19 protein-coding genes are annotated in these 20,736 nt (G+C 72.5%); 14 read left to right on the forward strand and 5 right to left on the reverse strand.

The genetic code is table 11. The features are described from left to right. Positions 1 to 23: 23 nt before the first annotated feature. Both GA0070562_RS03405 and thpR read left to right on the forward strand, forming a co-directional pair. Complete coding sequence (locus GA0070562_RS03405; RefSeq protein ID WP_091414713.1) at positions 24 to 533, forward strand: hypothetical protein; 510 nt, start codon at positions 24 to 26, stop codon at positions 531 to 533. A gap of 4 nt (positions 534 to 537) precedes the next feature. Further along, positions 538 to 1,089: an RNA 2',3'-cyclic phosphodiesterase gene (gene thpR, locus GA0070562_RS03410; RefSeq protein ID WP_091414715.1), complete on the forward strand. Its 552-nt coding sequence runs from the start codon at positions 538 to 540 to the stop codon at positions 1,087 to 1,089. A 190-nt stretch (positions 1,090 to 1,279) separates the two neighbouring features. On the opposite strand, the gene GA0070562_RS03415 is transcribed toward thpR, so the two are convergent. The 4 genes from GA0070562_RS03415 to GA0070562_RS03430 form a co-directional block, all read right to left on the reverse strand. Then, entirely contained in the window at positions 1,280 to 2,266 is a 987-nt protein-coding gene (locus GA0070562_RS03415; RefSeq protein WP_091414717.1) for an aldo/keto reductase, read from the reverse strand. 63 nt (positions 2,267 to 2,329) lie between these two features. Beyond that, entirely contained in the window at positions 2,330 to 3,418 is a 1,089-nt protein-coding gene (gene sepH / locus GA0070562_RS03420) for a septation protein SepH (RefSeq protein WP_091414719.1), read from the reverse strand. 191 nt (positions 3,419 to 3,609) lie between these two features. Beyond that, on the reverse strand, positions 3,610 to 4,737 hold the full coding sequence (gene serC, locus GA0070562_RS03425; protein ID WP_091414721.1) for a phosphoserine transaminase: 1,128 nt from the start codon (positions 4,735 to 4,737) through the stop codon (positions 3,610 to 3,612). Positions 4,738 to 4,981: 244 nt separating this feature from the next. Further along, positions 4,982 to 6,088 (reverse strand): citrate synthase 2, encoded by a 1,107-nt coding sequence (locus GA0070562_RS03430; RefSeq protein WP_091414723.1) that lies wholly within the window; start codon positions 6,086 to 6,088, stop codon positions 4,982 to 4,984. A gap of 273 nt (positions 6,089 to 6,361) precedes the next feature. On the opposite strand from GA0070562_RS03430, the gene pdxH reads away from it, so the two are divergent. From pdxH to GA0070562_RS03465, 7 genes are all read left to right on the forward strand, one after another. Next, entirely contained in the window at positions 6,362 to 6,991 is a 630-nt protein-coding gene (pdxH, locus tag GA0070562_RS03435; RefSeq protein ID WP_175438638.1) for a pyridoxamine 5'-phosphate oxidase, read from the forward strand. Next, on the forward strand, positions 6,988 to 8,280 hold the full coding sequence (locus GA0070562_RS03440) for an MFS transporter (protein ID WP_091414727.1): 1,293 nt from the start codon (positions 6,988 to 6,990) through the stop codon (positions 8,278 to 8,280). Before pdxH ends, GA0070562_RS03440 begins: the two co-directional genes overlap by 4 nt. 16 nt (positions 8,281 to 8,296) lie before the next feature. Then, positions 8,297 to 9,223 (forward strand): aldose 1-epimerase family protein, encoded by a 927-nt coding sequence (locus GA0070562_RS03445; RefSeq protein ID WP_091414730.1) that lies wholly within the window; start codon positions 8,297 to 8,299, stop codon positions 9,221 to 9,223. Between the two features lie 2 nt (positions 9,224 to 9,225). Then, positions 9,226 to 9,828: a nitroreductase family protein gene (locus tag GA0070562_RS03450; RefSeq protein ID WP_091414733.1), complete on the forward strand. Its 603-nt coding sequence runs from the start codon at positions 9,226 to 9,228 to the stop codon at positions 9,826 to 9,828. A 53-nt stretch (positions 9,829 to 9,881) separates the two neighbouring features. Next, positions 9,882 to 10,187 (forward strand): type II toxin-antitoxin system VapB family antitoxin, encoded by a 306-nt coding sequence (locus GA0070562_RS03455; protein ID WP_013283726.1) that lies wholly within the window; start codon positions 9,882 to 9,884, stop codon positions 10,185 to 10,187. 31 nt (positions 10,188 to 10,218) lie between these two features. Next, entirely contained in the window at positions 10,219 to 11,379 is a 1,161-nt protein-coding gene (locus tag GA0070562_RS03460; RefSeq protein WP_091414735.1) for an acyl-CoA dehydrogenase family protein, read from the forward strand. Between the two features lie 115 nt (positions 11,380 to 11,494). Then, entirely contained in the window at positions 11,495 to 12,271 is a 777-nt protein-coding gene (locus GA0070562_RS03465; protein ID WP_091414737.1) for a DUF4230 domain-containing protein, read from the forward strand. A gap of 82 nt (positions 12,272 to 12,353) precedes the next feature. Here GA0070562_RS03465 and GA0070562_RS03470 read toward each other — a convergent pair whose 3' ends face one another. Continuing rightward, positions 12,354 to 12,557, reverse strand: coding sequence for a PspC domain-containing protein (locus tag GA0070562_RS03470; protein ID WP_013473752.1), 204 nt, complete (start codon positions 12,555 to 12,557; stop codon positions 12,354 to 12,356). Between the two features lie 765 nt (positions 12,558 to 13,322). Between GA0070562_RS03470 and GA0070562_RS03475 the strand changes: the two genes are divergently transcribed. From GA0070562_RS03475 to GA0070562_RS03495, 5 genes are all read left to right on the forward strand, one after another. After that, positions 13,323 to 14,693 carry an L-serine ammonia-lyase gene (locus tag GA0070562_RS03475; protein ID WP_091414739.1) on the forward strand — a complete coding sequence of 457 codons (1,371 nt, stop codon included), beginning with the start codon at positions 13,323 to 13,325 and terminating at the stop codon, positions 14,691 to 14,693. A gap of 64 nt (positions 14,694 to 14,757) precedes the next feature. Continuing rightward, positions 14,758 to 15,585 carry an ABC transporter permease gene (locus GA0070562_RS03480; protein WP_091414741.1) on the forward strand — a complete coding sequence of 276 codons (828 nt, stop codon included), beginning with the start codon at positions 14,758 to 14,760 and terminating at the stop codon, positions 15,583 to 15,585. Further along, the gene (locus tag GA0070562_RS03485; protein WP_030503547.1) at positions 15,586 to 16,329 is read left to right on the forward strand and encodes an ABC transporter ATP-binding protein; all 744 of its coding nucleotides are present in this window, start codon (positions 15,586 to 15,588) and stop codon (positions 16,327 to 16,329) included. A 146-nt stretch (positions 16,330 to 16,475) separates the two neighbouring features. Next, positions 16,476 to 18,401: a DUF5941 domain-containing protein gene (locus GA0070562_RS03490; protein ID WP_091416144.1), complete on the forward strand. Its 1,926-nt coding sequence runs from the start codon at positions 16,476 to 16,478 to the stop codon at positions 18,399 to 18,401. 16 nt (positions 18,402 to 18,417) lie between these two features. Next, positions 18,418 to 20,601, forward strand: coding sequence for a bifunctional glycosyltransferase/CDP-glycerol:glycerophosphate glycerophosphotransferase (locus tag GA0070562_RS03495; RefSeq protein WP_091414744.1), 2,184 nt, complete (start codon positions 18,418 to 18,420; stop codon positions 20,599 to 20,601). Positions 20,602 to 20,736 lie beyond the last annotated feature (135 nt).

A 20,736-nucleotide genomic window follows, 5' to 3' on the forward strand; every position in this document is an offset into this window, starting at 1 on the left:
GCGGCAGGGCTTAGCGTCGATGTGTGGAAGTGGGGCAGGGACTGCTGCTGGCTCTGGCGATCCTCGCCGTCTGCTGCCTGCCTGCCCTGTTCGCGATGCTGTTCTGCGCCGACGAGATCATCGATCGGGTCGCCTGCGGATGGGCCGAGTGGCGGGAGCAGCGCCGGGAACGCCGTACCATCGCGCGGCTCGACCGGGCCATCGAGGCCGAGGCGCTGACTCGCGACATCGACCTCACCGAGTTCGACAAGGACGGCCGCCGTCCGCTCGAACAACTCGCCACCGACCTGCGCCGGCTCGGCGGTCACCGGCTCGCCGCCGCCGATCGCAGCGTGGTGTGGCACGGCGCCGTCATCGAGGCGTACGACGAACGGCTGCGCGCCGCCTGCCACGCGCTCGGCATCGCCGAGCACCTGGCCGAGCTGGACGGCGTCGACCGGGAGATCGAGCGGGTACGCGTCGAAGGGCTGCTGCACGCCGCCGGGCTGACCCTGCCGGCCGCCCGCGCCGCGCACCACCAGCGGCACCGCTGACCGGGTGCGTCTCTTCGCGGCGATCTACCCGCCTGCCGTGGCGGTCGCGGACCTGACCGCCCGGATCAAGGGCCTGCGGGTCGCGTCCGCCCGCCACGCCCGGCTCGCCGACCCGGCGAATCTGCACCTCACGCTCGCCTTCCTCGGTGAGGTGCCGGACGTCCGGCTGCCCGATGTGGAGTCGGCGCTCGCCTCGGCCGCCCGGTCGGCTCGCTCCCCGCGGCTACGCCTCGCCGGTGGCGGCAGTTTCGGTCAGGGCCGGTCCACTGTGCTCTGGGTGGACGTGCGCGGCGAGGTCGAGGCGCTCGACGCGCTCGCCCGCTCGATCCGCGGCGGGCTGCGCGGAGCCGGGCTGCCCTGCGACGACAAGCCGTTCCGGCCACACCTGACCATCGCCCGCCCCGGCGACCGGGTGCCCGAGGCAGACCTGCGCGCCGACCTGGCGACCCTGGACGAATACGCCGGTCCGGAGTGGCCCGCCGACCGCCTCACCCTGGTCCACAGCCATCCCGGCCCGCCCCCGAGCCACACCCGAGTCACAACCTGGCCCCTCTAGCCCGCCCCCGCCCTCTCGCCCGCGCGTCCCGCCCTCTCGCCCTCTCGCCCTCTCGCCCGCGATCTTGCAGTTCCGGCCCGGGCAAAACGCCCTAACCGCCCCGAGTCGAGGCACAAACTGCAAGATCAACGGGGCGGGGAAGGGACGGGGGAGGGCGAGAGGGAGGGGGAGGGGGAGAGGGAAGCAGGGTTTACCAGGCCCAGGCTTCTGGGCCGGGGCCGCCGTTGCCCACCGGCGGGAACAACTCGTCGAGGCGCGTGAGGGTGGGCTCGTCGAGGTGGACGTCGAGGGCGCCCAGGTTGCGGTCGAGCTGGTCCATGGTGCGCGGACCCACGATCGGGGCGGTCACGCCCGGCCGGGACAGCAGCCACGCCAGCGCCACGTCGGCCGGGTCGTGGCCGAGGTCGGCACACAGCTTCTCGTACGCCTCGATCGTGTTCCGGTGCTCGGCCAGCGCGTCGGCCGAGCGGCCGGTGGTGCCCCGCGCCGCGCTGCCCTCGGCCATCTTGCGGATGATGCCGGAGAGCAGCCCGCCGTGCAGCGGCGACCAGGGGATGATGCCCAGGCCGTAGTGCTGGGCGGCCGGGACGACCTCCAGCTCGACGTGGCGGGTCAGCAGGTTGTAGATCGACTGTTCGGAGACGAGGCCGAGGAAGTTGCGCTTGCCGGCCGCGGCCTGCGCCTGCGCGATGTGCCAGCCGGCAAAGTTCGACGAGCCGACGTAGAGCACCTTGCCCTGGGCGACGAGCGTCTCCATCGCCTGCCAGATCTCCTCCCACGGCGTGGTCCGGGAGACGTGGTGCATCTGGTAGAGGTCGATCGTGTCGGTCTGGAGCCGGCGCAGCGAGTCCTCGCAGGCCCGGATGATGTGCCGGGCGCTCAGGCCCTGCTCGTTGGGCCACTCGCCCATCTTTCCGTACACCTTGGTGGCGAGGACGACCTTGTCGCGGCGCCCGCCGCCCTGCGCGAACCAGCGGCCGACGATCTGCTCGGTGACGCCCTCACCGAGCTTCCAGCCGTAGACGTTCGCGGTGTCGAAGAAGTTGATCCCGTGTTCGAGCGACCGGTCCATGATGGCGAAGCTGTCCGGCTCGTCGGTCTGCGGACCGAAGTTCATCGTGCCGAGGCAGAGTCGGCTCACGGACAGACCGGTGCGTCCCAGGTTCGTGTACTCCATGCCTCCACCCTGGCACGCCGGCACTTCGAGTGCCTCGTCAACGAGCCAGGGTGGAGCGATGGATCAGGATGACTCGCGGGCCGCCGGGCCGGTGCCGAACAGGACGTCGTCCCAGCTCGGCAGCCGCTTGCGCGGCTTGCCACCGGCCTCGGTGGACTCGGCGCCCGCACCGCCGGTCGCCGTCGCGGGGCCGGTGCGGCGCGGTCGCAGCACGGCAAGCGAGGGTACGGCCGGGATCTCCTTCGGCGCGTCCGAGTCGTCGTCGAAGGCCGAACCCTGCCCACCACCGAGCAGCGCCGCGGCACCACCTGCGACGGCCCGCTGACGGGGCGCCTCCTGCCCGGCCAGCGCGGCCGGGGAACGGGTGTCGAGACCACGCCCGGACGTGCCGCCGAGCGGACGGTCCAGCGAGGCGAGCAGCGCGTCCCGGCCGGCGCGGATCGGGTCACGCCCCGGACGGGCGTGCTCGGATCCGGCCGGCAGGCCGTGCCCACCCCGGCTCGGCTCGCCGCGCGACGGACCGGGCAGCGCGTGGCCGCCCCGCTCCGGCGCCGGCTCCTGGCCGAGGATGGGCGTGGGCCGCTCGGCGCACAGGTATTGCGCCATGTCGTCGTGCGGGGCGACGTTCTGCCGGGTCTTGTCCAGATCCCACACCGCCTGCGCGGTGGCCTTGCCGGACGGCCAGGTCGCGATGATCCGCCAGGTGCCGTCGTCGCGGCGGTAGGCGTCCCACGAGATCTTCTCGGTGTCGATGCCGTGCTGGGCCAGCCGGCCGTTGACGACCTCGGCCAGCGGGGTCGGCTTTTCCGCGCCCTTGAGCCGGGTGCGGCGGGCGTGCTGGGCGAGCATGGCCCGCTCCTGGAGCACCGGGCCGGCGTAGCGCAGCACCCGGTCGACTGGTACACCGGCGATGCGGGCGACGTCCTCCGCGGACTCGCCGGACCGGATCCGGGCCTGGATGTCCCGCGGGGACAGCGACGGCGTCGGGTCGGTGGCGCTCGGCACCACCGCGAGCGGCGGGGCGCCCGGCTCGGCGTGCAGCGCCGACGCGATCCGCTCGTCGATGGGCAGCGCCAGCAGGCGCCCCACCTCGTCGGCGAGCACCAGGGCCTGGCCGTCCTCGGAGAGGGCGACGAAGCGTACTGGGCGCATGGGCTTGCCTCCGTCCCGCTTCGCTGGCCGTCACGCCACGGGAGCCGGCCACCCGGGCGTCTCGCACCACCGTACGCTCATCTACCCGGCGATGGGGACTGCGACACCCCGGCATGTCGTGACTGAGCTGCGGTAACGATCACGGTGGGTGGCCGCCGGAGCCCCGACGGCCACGCACCGTGACGGAGTGATCAGAGTCGCTCGACCACGTAGTCGATGGACGCGGTGAGCGCCTCGACGTCGGCCGGCTCGACGGCCGGGAACAGCGCCACCCGAAGCTGGTTGCGGCCCAGCTTGCGGTACGGCTCGGTGTCGACGATGCCGTTGGCGCGCAGCGCCTTGGCGATCGCCGTCGCGTCCACCCCGTCGGCGAAGTCGACGGTGGCGACCACGTTGGACCGCAACGCCGGGTCCGACACGAACGGCGTGGCGAACGACGAGCGCTCGGCCCAGCCGTACACGATGCCGGCGCTCTCGGCGGTGCGCTTGGCCGCCCAGGCCAGCCCGCCCTGCGAGTTCATCCAGTCGGTCTGCTCCGCGGCCAGGAAGATGGTCGCCAGCGCCGGGGTGTTGTACGTCTGCTCCAGCCGCGAGTTGTCGATCGCGGTGACCAGGTCGAGGAAGGCCGGAATGTAGCGGCCCGACTCCTTGACCTCGGTGGCCCGGGCCAACGCGGCCGGTGACATCAGGGCCAGCCAGAGCCCGCCGTCGGAGCCGAAGCACTTCTGCGGGGCGAAGTAGTAGACGTCGGTCTGGGCGACGTCCACGTCCAGCCCGCCCGCGCCGGAGGTGGCGTCGACCAGCAGCAGCGAGCCCTCGTCGGCGCCCGCGACCCGGCTGATCGGCACCGCGACACCGGTGGAGGTCTCGTTGTGCGGGGTGGCGTAGACGTCCACGCCGGCCTCGGCCACGAGCGACGGGGCGCTGCCCGCGTCGGACTTGCGGACGGTCGGTTCACCGAGGAACGGCGCGTCGGAGACCGACTTGGCGAACTTGGCGCCGAACTCGCCGAAGCTGGCGAACTGGGCCCGGTCGCGGATCAGGCCGAACGTGGCGACCTCCCAGAACGCGGTGGTGCCGCCGTTGCCGAGCACCACCTCGTACCCCTCGGGCAGGGAGAAGAACTCGGCCAGGCCGCGGCGCAGCCGGGCCACCTGGTCGCGGACCGTCTTCTGCCGGTGCGACGTGCCCAGGTAGCTGGTGGCGACGTCGGCGAGGGCGGAGACCGCGGCCGGACGGACCTTGGACGGGCCGCAGCCGAATCGTCCGTCGGCGGGCCTGATCTCGTCGGGAATCCGGATGGTCGGTGCGTCAGCCACGGTCTTGAAGATCCTTCCGCATGGGCGAGAGGTGAGCTGGCAGGCGCGGACGATGTCCTGCCGCGTGGCGGCGTCCGAGCCCGTTCCGGCGACACTGCCACGGCCATCCTCGCACCTGCCCGGGCACGTCCGGCGGGCTGTCCCACCCCGGTCGGTGAGGCGTCCGCCACACGCCTGGCGTGCCGGCCCCGGAAATGCCGGAGCCCCGCTCCACCGGCAGGGGAACGGGGCTCCGGGCGAGACGTCAGACGCCGTGCGGGATGGCGTCCCAACCCTCGACCTGCTGCGGCTTGCGCGGGGCGTGGCCGACGTACGTGGCCGACGGCCGGACCAGCCGCTGGAGCTTCTTCTGCTCCAGGATGTGCGCCGACCAGCCGCCCATCCGGGCGCAGGTGAACATCGAGGTGAACATGTGCGCCGGCACCTCGGCGAAGTCCAGCACCACGGCCGACCAGAACTCGACGTTGGTGGCGAGGACGCGGTCCGGGCGGCGGGCCTGGAGCTCGGCCAGCGCGGCCTTCTCCAGCGCCTCGGCGACCTCGAAGCGCGGCGCGCCCAGCTCCTTGGCGGTACGCCGCAGCACGCGGGCGCGCGGGTCCTCGGCCCGGTAGACCCGGTGGCCGAAGCCCATCAGGCGCTCGCCCCGGTCGAGTACGCCCTTGACGTACCCGTCGGCGTCGCCGCTGCGCTCGACCGCCTCCAGCATGCTGAGCACCCGGGACGGGGCGCCGCCGTGCAGCGGGCCGGAGAGCGCGCCGATGCCGGAGGAGATGCAGGCCGCGGCGTCCGCGCCGGTGGAGGCGACGATCCGGGCGGTGAAGGTGGAGGCGTTCAGGCCGTGCTCGGCGGCCGAGATGAAGTACGCGTCGACGGCCTTGACGTGCCGCGGGTCGGGCTCACCCCGCCAGCGCTTCATGAACCGCTCGACGATGGTCTCCGCCTTGTCGATCTCCTTCTGCGGCACGGCCGGCAGGCCCAGGCCGCGCGCCGACTGGGCGACGAAGGACAGCGCGGTGACCGACACCCGGGCCAGGTCCTCGCGGGCCTGCTCGTCGGAGATGTCGAGGAGCTGGCTGAGCCCCCAGTACGGGGCCAGCATGGCGACCGCGGACTGCACGTCGACGCGGATGTCACCGGAGTGCACCGGCACCGGGAACGGCTCGGCCGGCGGCAGGCCCGGGCCGAACCGGCCGTCCACCAGCAGTGCCCAGACGTTGCCGAACGAGACCTGGCCGATCAGGTCCTCGATGTCCACGCCCCGGTAGCGCAGTGATCCCCCCGCGCGGTCGGGTTCGGCGATCTCGGTCTCGAAGGCTACGACGCCCTCCAGGCCCGGTTTGAAATCGGACATGTCGACTCCTGGCTTCGGCTCGGCGCGCCCGGGCGGGCTGATCGAGCCCCGCAGCTCAGGCGACCCTTCAGGGATGTGGTTCGTGACATCTTGCCCGGTGGGTAACGCGCTGCGCGACCCACAGCCACTGTGCGCCACGCGACATCCCCGCCGGTGGACGCCCGTTCGGGAAGGAGAAGACTGGGTACCGGGGCCTGGCCAGCGTCGGGGGACGCCGGCACGCCCGGGAGAGGGACTACCACAGTGACAGGCGACACACCCGCCCCGGCCGGTATGCGTAACGAGTACGCCGCCGACCTGGGCCTGACCGAGACGGACCTGGCACCGGACTGGCACACCCAGTTCGCCCGCTGGTTCGCCGACGCGGTGGCCCATCCGCTGCCGGAGCCGAACGCGATGGTGCTCGGCACGGCCGACGCCGAGGGCCGGCCCAGTGGGCGCACCGTGCTGCTCAAGGGGTACGGCCCGGAGGGCTTCGTCTTCTACACCAACCACGGGTCGCGCAAGGGCATCGAGGTGACCGGCAACCCGTGGGCCAGCCTGGTGTTCCCCTGGTTCCCGATGCAGCGGCAGGTGATCGTGACGGGCCGGGTCGAGCAGGTGGACCGCGCCGAGACCGAGGCGTACTTCGCCAGCCGGCCGCGCGGCTCGCAGCTCGGGGCGTGGGCCAGCGCCCAGTCGACAGTGGTGCCGGACCGGGCCGCGCTCGACGCGGCGTACCGGGCGGCTGCCGAGCGGTTCGCCGACGTGGACCCGATCCCCGCGCCGCCGTACTGGGGCGGGTTCCGGGTCCGCCCGGAGACCGTCGAGTTCTGGCAGGGCCGGGCCAGCCGGCTGCACGACCGGCTGCGCTTCCGGCGTACCGGGGACGGGGTCTTCGTCGTCGAGCGGCTCGCGCCGTGACCGACGTCACTTCGGACCGGCGGCGGGGGGCGCGCCGCTGGGCGATCGATCTGCGTCCGCTGCGCGTGCCCGCGTACCGGCGCGTCTGGACCGGCAACGCGATCGCCATGTTCGGTTTCCAGTTCACCGCCGTGGCGGTGCCGGTGGAGATGTTCGACCTGACCGGCGGCTCGTTGTGGGTCGGTCTGCTCGGCATCGCCGGCTTCGTACCGCTGCTGATCTTCGGGCTGTGGGGCGGCGCGGTCGCCGACGCCCGGGACCGCCGTCGGGTGCTGCTCGTCGGCGGCTGCGTGCTCTGGGCCTCGACGCTCGGGCTGCTGGTCCAGTCGCTGGCCGGAGCGCGCAGCCCGCTGCTGCTCCTACTGCTCGTCGGCCTCCAGTCGACGGCCTTCGCGATCACCTCGCCGGCCCGCAGCGCGATCCTGCCCCGGCTCGTGCCGGCCGAGCTGGTCCCGGCGGCCACGACGCTGAACTTCACCACGTTCACCGCCGCCGCCGTCTTCGGCCCGCTCGCCGCCGGGCTGATCTTCGCCGCCTGGCAGGTCGGGGTGGCGCTGCCCATCGCGTACGCGGCGGACGCGCTGCTGTTCACCGCGTCGCTCTGGGCCACGCTGCGGCTGCCCGCGATGCCGCCCGCGCCGGACCCGGACGGCGGCGTACGCAAGGCCGGGTTCGCCAGCATCATCGACGGCTTCCGCTATCTGGCGACCACGCGGGTCCTGCTGCTCTCCTTCGCCATCGACCTGATCGCGATGATCCTGGCCATGCCGCGGGCGCTGTTCCCGGAGCTGGCGCAGGAGCGCTTCGGCGGCGCCTCGGCGGTGGGCTGGCTCTACAGCTCCATCGCCATCGGCGCGATGCTCGGCGGCCTGACCTCGGGCTGGATCGGCCGGGTCCGCCGGCAGGGCCTCGCGCTCACCGTGGCGGTGGTCGGCTGGGGCGTGGCGATCGCGCTCGCCGGGCTGGCCGGCCAGTTGTGGGTCGCGGTGGTGCTGCTGGGCGTCGCCGGCGCCGCCGACCTGGTCAGCGCCACGCTGCGCCAGTCGATGCTGCTGGTGTACGCGCCGGACCGGATGCGTGGCCGCCTCCAGGGCGTGAACACGGTGGTGGTGGCCGGCGGCCCGCGTCTGGGCGACCTGCGCGCCGGTGCGATGGCCGCCGGTTTCGGCACCGGCTTCGCCATGGTCGGTGGCGGTCTGGCCGCCGCCGTACTCGCGGTGTTGCTGGTGGTGGCGTTCCCGGCGCTGCTGCGCTATCGCTCGACCACCCCCGCCGAGGAGCGCCGCTGACGGTAGGGTCGCCGACATGGGGATCGACGCGCAGCCACCGTCCGGTACACAGTGGACCATCGCGGCCGACGGCCACGAGGCCGTCGTGGTCGAGGTGGGCGGCGGGCTGCGGGCCTACCGATACGACGGCGTGGACCACCTCGACGGGTACGCCGAGGACGAGGTCTGCCCCGGCTCGGCCGGGCAGGTGCTGGCACCCTGGCCGAACCGGATCCGGGACGGCGTCTACACGGTCGGGGAGCGGTCGTTGCAGCTCGACCTCACCGAGCCGGAGCGGCACAACGCCCTGCACGGCCTGGTGAACTGGGTGCGGTGGCAGCCGATCGAGCAGTCGGCGGACAGCGTGACCATCGGCTACGACCTGCCGCCGAGCCCCGGCTACCCGTGGGCGCTGCGGCTGCGGGCCCGGTGGAGCGTCGGCCCGGACGGCCTGCGGGCCGAGCACGAGGCGACGAACCTCTCCGACGAGCCGGCGCCGTTCGGCTTCTCCGTGCATCCCTATCTGCAACTGCCCAAGGTCGGGGTGGACGAGCTGCGGCTGCACCTGCCGGCCCGGCGGCGGGTGCTGGTGGACAGCCGCCTGCTGCCGGTCGCCGCCGCGGACGTGACCGGCTCCGAGTTCGACTTCACCAGCCCGCGCCCGATCGGCGACCTGGTCCTCGACACCGCGTTCGGTGACGTCGAGCGGGACGCCGACGGCGGCTCGGCGGTGGTGCTGAGCGCGCCGGACGGCTCGTCCGGGCTGCGGATCTGGGCGGACCGCGAGTTCGGCTGGTGGCAGGTGTTCACCGGTGACACCCTCGGCGGGGAGCGGCACCGCCGGTCCGTGGCGGTGGAGCCGATGACCTGCCCGCCCGACGCGTTCCGCTCCGGCAAGGACCTGATCATGCTGGAGCCGGGGCAGACCTGGCGGGGCGCCTGGGGCGTCCGCCCGGAGGTCTGAGCGTGGAGTTCGCCGAGGTCGTCCGGCGCCGCCGGATGGTGCGCAACTACGACCCCGACCGGCCGGTGCCGCCGGAGGTGGTGGACCGGCTGCTGGACCACGCCGTCCGGGCCCCGTCGGCCGGGTTCTCGCAGGGCTGGGGCTTCCTGGTGCTGGAGGAACCCGAGGACCGGGAACGGTTCTGGACCGCGACCACGCCGGGTGGCGGCGGCCGGGAGCGCTGGCTGGCCGGTATGCGCCGGGCCCCGCTGATCGTGGTGCCGCACGCCAACCGCGACGCCTACCTGGACCGCTACGCCGAGGCCGACAAGGGCTGGTCGGACCGCGCCGAGGACCGCTGGCCGGTGCCCTACTGGTACGTGGACACCGGTTTCGCGGCGCTGCTGATGCTGCTCACCGCCGTGGACGAGGGCCTCGGCGCCTGCTTCTTCGGGATCCCGCCGCAGCGCATCGGGGCGTACCGGGAGGCGTTCGGGGTACCGCCGGAACTGCACCCGATCGGCGCAATCACAATAGGTTACCGAGCCGTCGACCACCGGTCACCGTCGCTGCGCCGGGGGCGGCGTCCGGTGCAGGATGTGGTGCGGCGGGGACGGTGGACCTGAGCGGTTAGGCTGACATCCACATTGTCAGCCTGGCCTGGGGAGGAGAGCACGCCGTGATCTTCAGGGCGGTCCGGGACGGGCGTCCCTACCCGGAGCACAACCTCACGCTGAAGCAGTGGGCCGAGATTCCGCCGCGCCCGCTGCGGCTTGACCAGCTCATCACCACCAAGCGCGAACTCGCGCTGGACAAGCTGCTCGCGGAGGACTCCACCTTCTACGGCGACCTCTTTCCGCACGTCGTGCAGTGGAACGGCGGCCTCTACCTGGAGGACGGCCTGCACCGTGCGCTGCGCGCGGCGCTCCAGCAGCGCAACCAGATCCACGCGCGGGTGCTCGTGCTCGGTGACCAGGGCGAGTGACGCCTCACTGAGTCTTGGTTAAGGTGACGCCATGACTCCTCTCGACCTGCTCGACATCGATGCGTCGCTCAGCGAGGAGGAGCGGCAGATCCGCGCCGTCGTGCGCCGGCTCGTGACCGACCGGGTACGCCCGCACGTCGCCGGCTGGTACGAGGACGGCCAGGTGCCGGCCCGGGAACTGGCCCGCGAGTTCGGCAAGCTCGGCCTGCTCGGCATGCACCTGACCGGGTACGGCTGCGCCGGCTCATCGGCCGTCGCGTACGGGCTGGCCTGCCTGGAACTGGAGGCCGGCGACTCCGGTGTCCGGTCGCTGGTCTCGGTGCAGGGATCGCTGGCCATGTACGCCATCTGGCGCTTCGGCAGCGAGGAGCAGAAGCAGCGCTGGCTGCCCGCGATGGCGGCCGGCGAGGCGATCGGCTGTTTCGGGCTCACCGAGCCGGACCACGGCTCCGATCCGGGGTCGATGGCCACCCGGGCCCGCCGCGACGGCGACGACTGGATCCTGAACGGCAGCAAGCTGTGGATCACCAACGCGCCGATCGCCGACGTGGGCGTGATCTGGGCGCGTACCGACGAAGGGGTGCGCGGTTTCGCCGTACCCATGGACACGCCGGGGGTGACGGCGCGCGAGATCCGGCACAAGATGTCGCTGCGCGCGTCCCTGACCGGCGAGATCGCGCTCGACGACGTCCGGCTGCCGGCTGACGCGCGACTGCCCGAGGCGATCGGGCTCAAGGCGCCGCTGGGGTGCCTGACCGAGGCCCGGCACGGCATCGTCTGGGGCGCGCTCGGCGCGGCCCGCGACTGCCTGGAGACGGCCCTGGAGTACGCGACCACGCGCACCCAGTTCGGCCGCCCGCTCGCCGGTTTCCAGCTCACCCAGGCCAAGCTCGCCGACATGGCGGTGGAGTGGAACAAGGGGATGCTGCTCGCGCTGCACCTCGGCCGCCTCGCCGACGCCGGCTCGCTGCGGCCCCACCAGGTGAGCGTGGGCAAGCTGAACAACGTCCGCGAGGCGCTCGCCATCGCCCGGCAGTGCCGCACGATCCTCGGCGCCAACGGCGTCTCGGGGGAGTACCCGGTGATGCGGCACGCCAACAACCTGGAGAGCGTGCTCACCTACGAGGGCACCTCGGAGATCCACCAGCTCGTCATCGGCCAGCGGCTGACCGGCGTGTCCGCGTTCGCCTGACCTGCTGTTTCACCCGATCGGGTCGCTCGGCGCGCGACTGTCGCACGGTGGCCGTACCGTCATTGTCAGTCGATGTGTCGGACGAGGACTCTGTCGGACGAGGACGGTGAGGGCGATGGCCCGCGACGGTGACATCAACGAGCCCACCCGGGAGTTCCCGGACTACCCCACCAGCGAGTCCCTTCGCGACCGGGCGGAGGGCACGCCCGACCACGACCGCGAGTACGCCCCGGGCGCCCCGGCGTCGGGCGGCGGCCCGGTGCGCGGCCTGCTCTGGGTGCTCGGCGCGGCGGCGCTGGCGGTGGTGGTGCTGCTCGGCGTGCAGGCCACCGGTCTGCTGCCCGACTTCCGCAACCCGTTCGCCAAGGAGCAGACCGACCGCAGCCAGCCGCCGTTGCTCAAGTCGATCCGTGACCTGAGCCGCTACGTCGCCGCCGAGGGCAACTTCCAGGTGGTGGTCGACGTGCAGAACGACAGGCGCAACGTGCCCGACTTCCTGCTCAACGAGCGCACGCTGTTCGTCGGGGCGGGCCGCGTCGAGGCGTACGTCGACTTCGCGAAGATCGCCGACGGTGCCGTCGTCGTCTCCGAGGACGGCAAGTCCGCCGAGATCAAGCTGCCCGCGCCGCAGCTCGGCGAGACCGACCTGGACATGGACAAGAGCTACGTGTTCGCCGAGCAGCGCGGCCTGATCAACCGGCTCAACGACCTGGTGGCCGGCGACCCCAACCGGCAGCAGCAGATCTACAAGCTCGCCGAGGACCGGATCACCGCCGCCGCCCGGGACAGCGGGCTCACCGCCCGGGCCCAGGAGAACACCCGCAAGATGCTCGAAGGGCTGCTGCGGTCCCTCGGGTACGAGAAGGTGACTGTCACCTACACGGCTCCCTGACCTCGCTCAGTACGCCGCGCGCCCGCCCCGGTGTTCGGGGCGGGCGCGTCGCGTGCGTACCGGTGTCCCGGCTCGTGTCGCGTCAGCGGGTGGCGAGGTAGCGGTCCTCGTTCGGCATCAGGATCCACAGGATCAGGTAGATGATCACCTGCGTGCCGGGCAGCAGCAGCGACAGCAGGAACAGCAGCCGGACCATCCCGGCCGACATGCCGAACCGCTGCCCCAGGCCGGCGCAGACACCGGCGATCATGCGCCCCTGGCGGGGCCGGACCAGTTTGCGACTCATCGTCGTCTCCCACTTCTGCGGCGATCCGCCGCGCTGATTCCACGGTAGAAAGGGGTACGCGCCGCGCCCTCAGCCCCGAGGATGATCGGCGACCCGGGCACCCGTAGGTGCTTACCCCGGACCCGCCCCACCGACGCGCCCGCTGTGCTGTCCGCGAAGGCTCCCCAGGCCGTCACACAATCGCCCTCCACGGTCACTCCCTTGTTCGGCCGCCCCACCCAGCCCCTCACCCCTGCTCCTCGCGATCTTGCACTTGCGGCCCCCGTTGTGCCCGATTCGCACCCTTGTTGAGGGCCGCAACTGCAAGATCGCGGGAGTTGGCGGTTGCGTGGGTACGGGCCCGTTCGGCGAGTGCCTGCCGCGCCGAGCGCGCCTTCCGCCTCGCGGGACATGTGTTCCGTTGAGTGGGATCGGTGGAGATCTTGGTAGGAAAGGGCCCCTATGAGGGCCGTTTGGTACCAAGATCTCGCCGGGGTGCCGGGTGCTCCGTGTGGCGCGCGGCGATCTTGGAGTTGTGGCAGTTCACGGATGCCGCAAACCCGCTCATTCTGGGTGCCACAACTCCAAGATCGACGGGGGAGTGGGCGGACCGCGCGCCGGGGTCGGGCATGTGGCGGAGTGTGGGCGGGTATTTACCGGGGCGAGGTAGGCTCGCCGGTCGGGCGCCCACACCCCGGGCGCCGGCCGTCTACCCGCCCGGCGGGCGCGGCACCCACGCACCGGCTCGGATCCGCACAACGGGGACGACGGCGAGGAAAGCAGCCAATGATCAGTGTTTTCGATCTTTTCAGCGTCGGTATCGGGCCGTCCAGCTCGCACACCGTCGGGCCGATGCGGGCCGCCCGTACGTTCGTGGCGGGCCTGAAGGCCGACGGGCAGCTCGCCGACGTGGCGCGGGTACGGGCGGAGCTGTTCGGCTCGCTCGGCGCGACCGGTCACGGGCACGGCAGTGACCGGGCGGTGCTGCTGGGGCTGGAGGGCGAGGTCCCGGAGACCGTCGACACCGATTCGGTGGGGCCGCGTGTGGAGCGGATCCGCACCCAGCGGCGGCTCGACCTGTTCGGCAGCCAGGGGATCGACTTCGACCCGGACACGGATCTGGTGCTGCATCGCCGGCGCTCGCTGCCGTACCACCCGAACGGGATGACGTTCGCGGCGTACGACGCGGCCGGGAACGAGGTGCGGACGCGCACGTACTACTCGGTCGGCGGCGGGTTCGTGGTCGACGAGGCGGCGGCCGGGGCGGACCGGATCAAGGCGGACACCACCCGGGTACGGCACCCGTTCCTGACCGGCGCGGAGCTGCTCGAGGTCACCACCGAGACCGGCCTGTCGATCAGCGAGGTGATGCTCGCCAACGAGCTGTCCTGGCGCAGCGAGGCGGACGTACGCGCGGGGCTGCTGGAGATCTGGCGGGTGATGCGTGAGTGCGTGGAGAGCGGCTGCACCCGCGACGGCGTACTCCCGGGTGGGTTGAAGGTCCGGCGGCGCGCGGCCGAGATGCGGCGCAGCCTGGAGGCGGAGACCGGCAGCCAGGATCCGCTGCGCGCGATGGACTGGGTGACGCTGTTCGCGCTGGCGGTCAACGAGGAGAACGCGGCCGGCGGGCGGGTGGTCACCGCGCCGACGAACGGCGCCGCCGGGATCATCCCGGCCGTGCTGCACTACTACACCCGGTTCGTGCCCGGCGCGTCCGAGGAGGGCGTGGTCCGGTTCCTGCTGGCCGCGGGTGCGATCGGCGTGCTGTTCAAGGAGAACGCGTCGATCTCCGGGGCCGAGGTCGGCTGCCAGGGTGAGGTGGGTTCGGCGTGTTCGATGGCGGCGGCCGGGCTGGCCGAGGCGCTCGGCGGTACGCCGGAGCAGGTGGAGAACGCCGCCGAGATCGGCATGGAGCACAACCTGGGGCTGACCTGCGATCCGGTGGGTGGCCTGGTGCAGATCCCGTGCATCGAGCGCAACGCGGTGGCGAGCATCAAGGCGATCACCGCGGCCCGGCTGGCGTTGCGCGGCGACGGGGTGCACCACGTGTCGCTGGACAAGGTCATCAAGACCATGCGGGAGACCGGCGCGGACATGAAGGTCAAGTACAAGGAGACCGCGCGGGGCGGGCTCGCCGTCAACGTGATCGAGTGCTGACTCCGTTGGGGTGACCCGGCGCGGACGGCCGTCGCGCCGGCACGGAAGGCGCGACCATGGTGCGGTGACATCAGGCGTCGCGGCGCTCTGGTCCGCCCGCACCTCGCTGCGCATCCTGGTCCGGCGGGATCTCGCGGTGAAGTACCAGCAGTCGGTGCTGGGCTACTTCTGGTCGCTGATCGAGCCGCTCGGCATGGGCCTGATCTACTGGTTCGTCTTCGGCGTGCTCTACTCCGGCGCGACCCGGCGGCATCTGGGCGAGGCGGCCGGGTCGTACCCGCTTTTCCTGATCACCGGGATCTTCGCCTGGATGTGGGCGAGTTCGGCGCTGACCGAGGCGGCGAACGCGCTGACCGGGCAGTCCCGGCTGATCACCACGATGAACCTGCCCCGGCCGATCTTCCCCATCGGGCGGGTCACCGGCCGGTTCGCCGAGTACCTGGCCGGGCTGCCGATCCTGGTCGCCGTCGCGGCGATCTACGCGAGCCACGGCAGGATCCGCCCCGGCTGGAGTCTGCTGGCCCTGCCGCTCGCCGTCGCGGTGCAGTTCGTGCTGCTTGTGGGCCTGGCGCTGCTGCTGTCGGCGGGCAACGTGCTGATGCGCGACATCGAGCGCACCATGCGGCTGGTCATCCGGCTGCTGTTCTACGCGACGCCGATCATCTACCCGCTCGACCTGGTGCGGGAGTCGGGCATGCCGGGCTGGCTCAAGATCGGGTACGAGCTGAACCCGCTGGTCGGGATCTTCCAGCTCCACCATGCGGTCTGGTATCCGGACGAGTTCCCCGACGCCCGGCTGCTCACGATCACGGTGTCCGGCAGCGTGCTGGTGCTGGCGCTCGGCTGGTGGGCGTTCCACCGCCTCGAACCGGCAGTGTTGAAGGAACTCTGAATGGCCCCGATCATCGAGGCGGACGGGCTGGGCATCCGGTTCGTCCGCAACCGGCGCCGCCAACTGCGGCTACGGGAGCTGATCGTGCACCGGGGCGCCCGCGATCCGGATGCGGGCCGGTTCTGGCCGTTGCGCGACCTGTCGTTCCGGATCGAGCCGGGCGAGACGGTGGGCGTGGTGGGGCGCAACGGCACCGGCAAGAGCACGCTGCTGCGGCTGATCGCCGGTGTGCTCATCCCGGATGAGGGTTCGATCCGGGTGCACGGCCGGGTGGCACCGCTGCTCGAACTGTCCGCCGGGTTCTCCGGCGACCTGACCGGCCGGGAGAACCTGTACCTGGTGGGCGGGCTGCACGGGCTGTCGTCGGCGTACCTGCGGGAACACTTCGACGAGATCGTCTCGTTCGCCGGTGAGCAGGTGGAACGCGCCATCGACACGTCGGTGCGGCACTACTCGTCGGGGATGAAGGTGCGGCTGGGCTTCGCGGTGATCGCGCACCTGCCGCATCCGGTGCTGTTGGTGGACGAGGTGACAGCGGTCGGGGACGCGGAGTTCCGTGCGAAGTGCTATGCGACCATCGAGCGACTTCTCGCGGAAGGGCGCACGCTGGTGCTGGTGTCACACAACGACAAGGACCTCACCCGGTTCTGCCGTCGGGGGCTCTACCTCGACGCCGGACGGCTGATCGTCGACGGGACGATCGACGAGGCGCTGGCCGCCTACGCCGACGCGGCGAAGCGGTGACGCTCGCGATCGTGCTCGCCGCCGAACCGGCGGCGGGCCGGCTCACCGAGCCGCCGAGCCACCTGGTCGAGCCGAGCCGTCCGAGCGAATCGGGCCGCCCGGACGAGCCGGCGGGCCGACTCAAAGAGGAATCGCTCGCCGAGCGCCTGGCCGCGCAGTGGCGCCGCGCCGGGGCGGACGACGTGCGCATCGCCGCCGACCTGACCGAACTGGCCGACCTGGTGGCCGCCGCGACCGGCCCGGTGCTGGTGAGCGGCGCGGATCTGGTGGCGCACACGGCCGTACTCCGGCATCTCGCGACCAGCCCGGTGGGGCCGACGGTCGCGCTGGTGCTCACCGACCCGCCCGCTCCTGGCCAGGCCACGGTGCGCGAGGAGCGCGGGCAGGTGGTCGAGGTCGGCGCCGCCGACCCGAGCGGCGTCTTCGGTGGCGCACTGCGGGTGGGCGCGGCCGACCGGCCGGCGCTCGCCGACGCCGCCCGCCGTGCCGCGGGCGGCGCACCAGGCGCGGCCTCCGCGCCGGACGCGCGCCTGGCCGATGTGGCGTCCGCGCCGGCCGCGCCCGGCGCCGCCGAGGGCGGGCCGCTGGGCGCGGTGGACCGGCTCGTGGCCGACCTCGCCGCGCGCGGCACGCTGATCTTCGCCCAGCGGGTACGTCTGCTCGTGGCGCACCGGGTCGGCGACGAGGCGCAGCGGGAGGCGGGCGAGGCGGCGGTGGCCGCTGTCGACGAGGACCGGGCCGAGCTGAAGCTGTCGGTGAAGGAGCGGGACGACTTCTTCACCACGTTCTTCGTCAGCACGTGGTCCCCGTACGTCACGAAGGCGGCGGCCCGGATCGGGATCGGCCCGACCGGGGTCACCATGGTCTCGGTCGCGTTCGCGGTGGGCGCGGCGGTGCTGTTCGGCGCCGGTGGACGGCCCGCGCTGGTGGCCGGCGCGGTCCTGCTCTACCTGGGTTTCGTGCTGGACTGCGTGGACGGGCAGTTGGCGCGCTACACCCGGCACTTCAGCGCCTGGGGCGGCTGGCTGGACACGATGGCCGACCGGTTCAAGGAGTACGTGGTCTACGCCGGTCTCGGTTTCGGGGCCACGCATGCCGGGTTCCGGTACGGCTGGGCGCTGGCGCTCGCGGCGATGACGTTGCAGACCGTGCGGCACATGACCGACACCTGGTACGGCGCGCTGCACGACGAGGCGGCCCGGCGGCCGAAGGTGGTGACCGCTGACGCGGGCGGCATCGGCGGGAAGCTGAACGCCGCGTCGACCCGGGTGCAGGCGGACACCGGCTCGGTGTCGTACTGGCTGAAGCGCACTGTGGTGTTCCCGATCGGTGAGCGGTGGGCGTTGATCGCGATTGCCGCCGCGCTGTTCGGGCCGCTGGTGGCGCTGGTCGCGGTGCTGGTCTGGGGTGCGCTGGCGTTCGCGTACACCGGGGGGTTGCGGACCCTGCGGGCGCGGTGGATGCGGGTGCCGGTGCTGACCACTGTGGACGCGGGGCTGCACCGCGACGACGGCCTGCTGGCGCGGACGCTGCCGACCGCGCGGCGGCCGCTGCTGCTGGCGGTGCTCGGCGCGCTCGGCGCGGCGGGGACGCTGGTGTGGGCGCTGCTCGCGGTGCGCGGCGGCGGCGACCTGCCGGTCTGGGTGCCGGTGCTCGCGCTGGTGCTGCTGCTGGGCGCCGCGCAGGCTTCGCGGGCACCGCACGACGGCTCGCTGGACTGGCTGGTGCCGGCCGCGTTGCGGGCGGCCGAGTACCTGTTCGCCATCGCGGTCGGGGTGGCGGGCCGGGCACCGGCCTGGCTGATCTTCGGGTACGTGCTGGTGCTCACGCTGCTGCACTACGACCTGACCGCCCGGCTGGAGAAGCGGCAGGCGGCGCCGCCGCTGCACGCCGTCACGCTGGGCTGGCCGGGGCGTTCGCTGCTGCTGGCAATCGGGCTGATTGCCGGATATGCGAGTTACGCTCTGGCTACACTCGGTGCGTACCTTCTCGTGGTTTTTGTCGCGAGCGTGGTCCTCGCCTGGGTGGTCCTGCCGGCCCGCGCCCGTGGGGGTGTGCGCTCGCCGGGCTGACGGAGGGCGGGCCGGGGTGACCTTGATCAGCTTCGTCGTACTGGCCTTCAAGGTGCAGGGCTACCTGCGGGAATGCCTCGACTCGATCCTCGACCAGCCGTTGCGCGACATCGAGGTGATCGGTGTCGACGACGCCTCCCCGGACGACAGCGGCGAGATCCTGGCCGAGTACGCGCTGCGCGACCCCCGGGTCCGCCCGGTGCGCCTCGCCGAGAACGTCGGGCTCGGTCCGGCCCGCAACATCGGGCTGGATCGGGCCGTCGGCGAGTACGTGTGGTTCGTCGACGGGGACGACTGGCTGGTGCCCGGCTGCCTGCCGCACGTCGCGGACCGGCTCCGCGACACCGCGCCGGACGTGCTGATCGTCGACCACGTCCGGGCGCACTGGAACAACATCGGCACCCGCAGCGCGATGCGCGACGTGTTCCCGGTGCCGCCCGGTGCGGCGACGTTCGCGCTGCGGGACCGGCCGGAGACGCTGAAGCTGCTGCACACCGCGTGGAACCGGGTGGTGCGCCGGGAGTTCCTGATCGAGCGCGGGCTGCGCTTCGAGCCGGGCTGGTACGAGGACGTCTCGTTCAGCTATCCGGCGCTGATGGCGGCCGGGCGGATCGGCGTACTCGATCGGATCTGCCTGAACTACCGGCAACGCCGGACCGGCGCGATCACGAAGACCCGGGGGGACCGGCACTTCGAGGTCTTCGCGCAGTGGCACCGGGTGTTCGGGCTGATGGACCGCTGGAGGGTGACCGGGCTGCGGCCGGCGGTCTTCGAGCGGATGATCTGGCACTACCTCACGGTGCTCGGCAACGGCGACCGGATCGCGCCCGAGCTGCGGGCGCCGTTCTTCGCCCAGATGCACGCCGACTACGTGCGGTTCCTGCCACCCGAGGGCTATCCGGTCCCGCCAGGCTCGGAAGGGCTCAAGCACCGGCTGGTGGCGGCCGGGCGCTGGCGGACGTTCAGCGCGTTGCGCGAGGCGCACCAGGCGGGGGAGACGGCCCGCCGGACCGCCCGGCGGGCCCGGCGGCGGGTGACGCCAGTGGTGCGCCGTACCGCCCGGCGGGCCCGTGACCTGGCGCTGGGCGAGTACTACCGGGCCGAGCTGCACCGGCCGGTCGATCCGACGCTCGCCGTGTACGCGGCCTACTGGTACCGGGGTTACTCGTGCAACCCGGCGGCGATCTACGAGGCGGCCCGCCGGCTCGCGCCGCAGGTGCGCGGCGTGTGGATCGTCCGCCGCGACCGGGTGGCCACGTTGCCGCCCGGTGTCGAGTACGTGGTGGCGGGCACCCGCGAGTACCACCGCGTCCTGGCCCGCGCCCGCTGGCTCGTCAACAACGTGAACTTCCCGGACTTCGTCCGCAAGCGCCCCGGCTCGGTGCACGTGCAGACCCACCACGGCACGCCGGTGAAGGTGATGGGCCTGGACCAGCAGCGCTACCCGGTGGGCGCGGTGGGGATGAACTTCGCCGGCCTGCTGCGCCGGGTGGACCGCTGGGACTACAGCATCACCTCGAACAGCTTCTCGACGCAGATGTGGGAGCGGGCGTACCCGGCGGACTACACCACGCTGGAGGTCGGCTACCCGCGCAACGACCGGCTGGCGCTGGCCACCGCCGAGGACCGCGGCCAGGTCCGCGCCGCGCTGGGCATCGCACCCGACGAGTACGTGGTGCTCTACGCGCCGACGCACCGGGAGCACCTGCCCGGGTGGCGGCCGCCGTTCGACCCGGACCGGATGCTCGACGTCCTCGGGCCGCGGGGCCGGCTGCTGATGCGCAGTCACTACTTCCACGACCGGGAGCGGCACCCCCGGGGACCGGCGGCGGACGGCGTGCTGGACGTGAGCGCGTACGACCGGGTGGAGGACCTCTACCTGGCGGCGGACGTGCTGGTCACCGACTACTCGTCGGCGATGTTCGACTACGCGGTGCTGGACCGGCCGATAGTGGTCTACGCGCCGGACTGGGACGCCTACCGGGTGGCCCGTGGCGTCTACCTCGACCTGCTGGCCGAGCCGCCCGGCGCGGTCGCGCTGGACTTTCCCGGGCTGCTCGACGTGTTCCGTTCCGGTGCGGTCGACGACGAGGCGGCCGAGCGGGCCCGGACGGCGTTCCGGTCGCGGTTCTGCGCCCTCGACGACGGGCACGCCGCCGAGCGCGTGGTGCGCCGCGTGTTCCTCGGCGAAACGCCGTAAAAGCGGTTACTGGGTGGTCACTTAACCGTGGAGCCCGGCGAATACTGCTTAATAGGACTGTCACGAGCTGAACATGGCACGTTTACCCGATGTGCGAATCGGATGATCCTGGTCACAGTCATTCCCGGGTTTGGG

Source organism: Micromonospora tulbaghiae (assembly GCF_900091605.1).
GTDB classification, from domain to species: Bacteria; Actinomycetota; Actinomycetes; order Mycobacteriales; family Micromonosporaceae; genus Micromonospora; species Micromonospora tulbaghiae.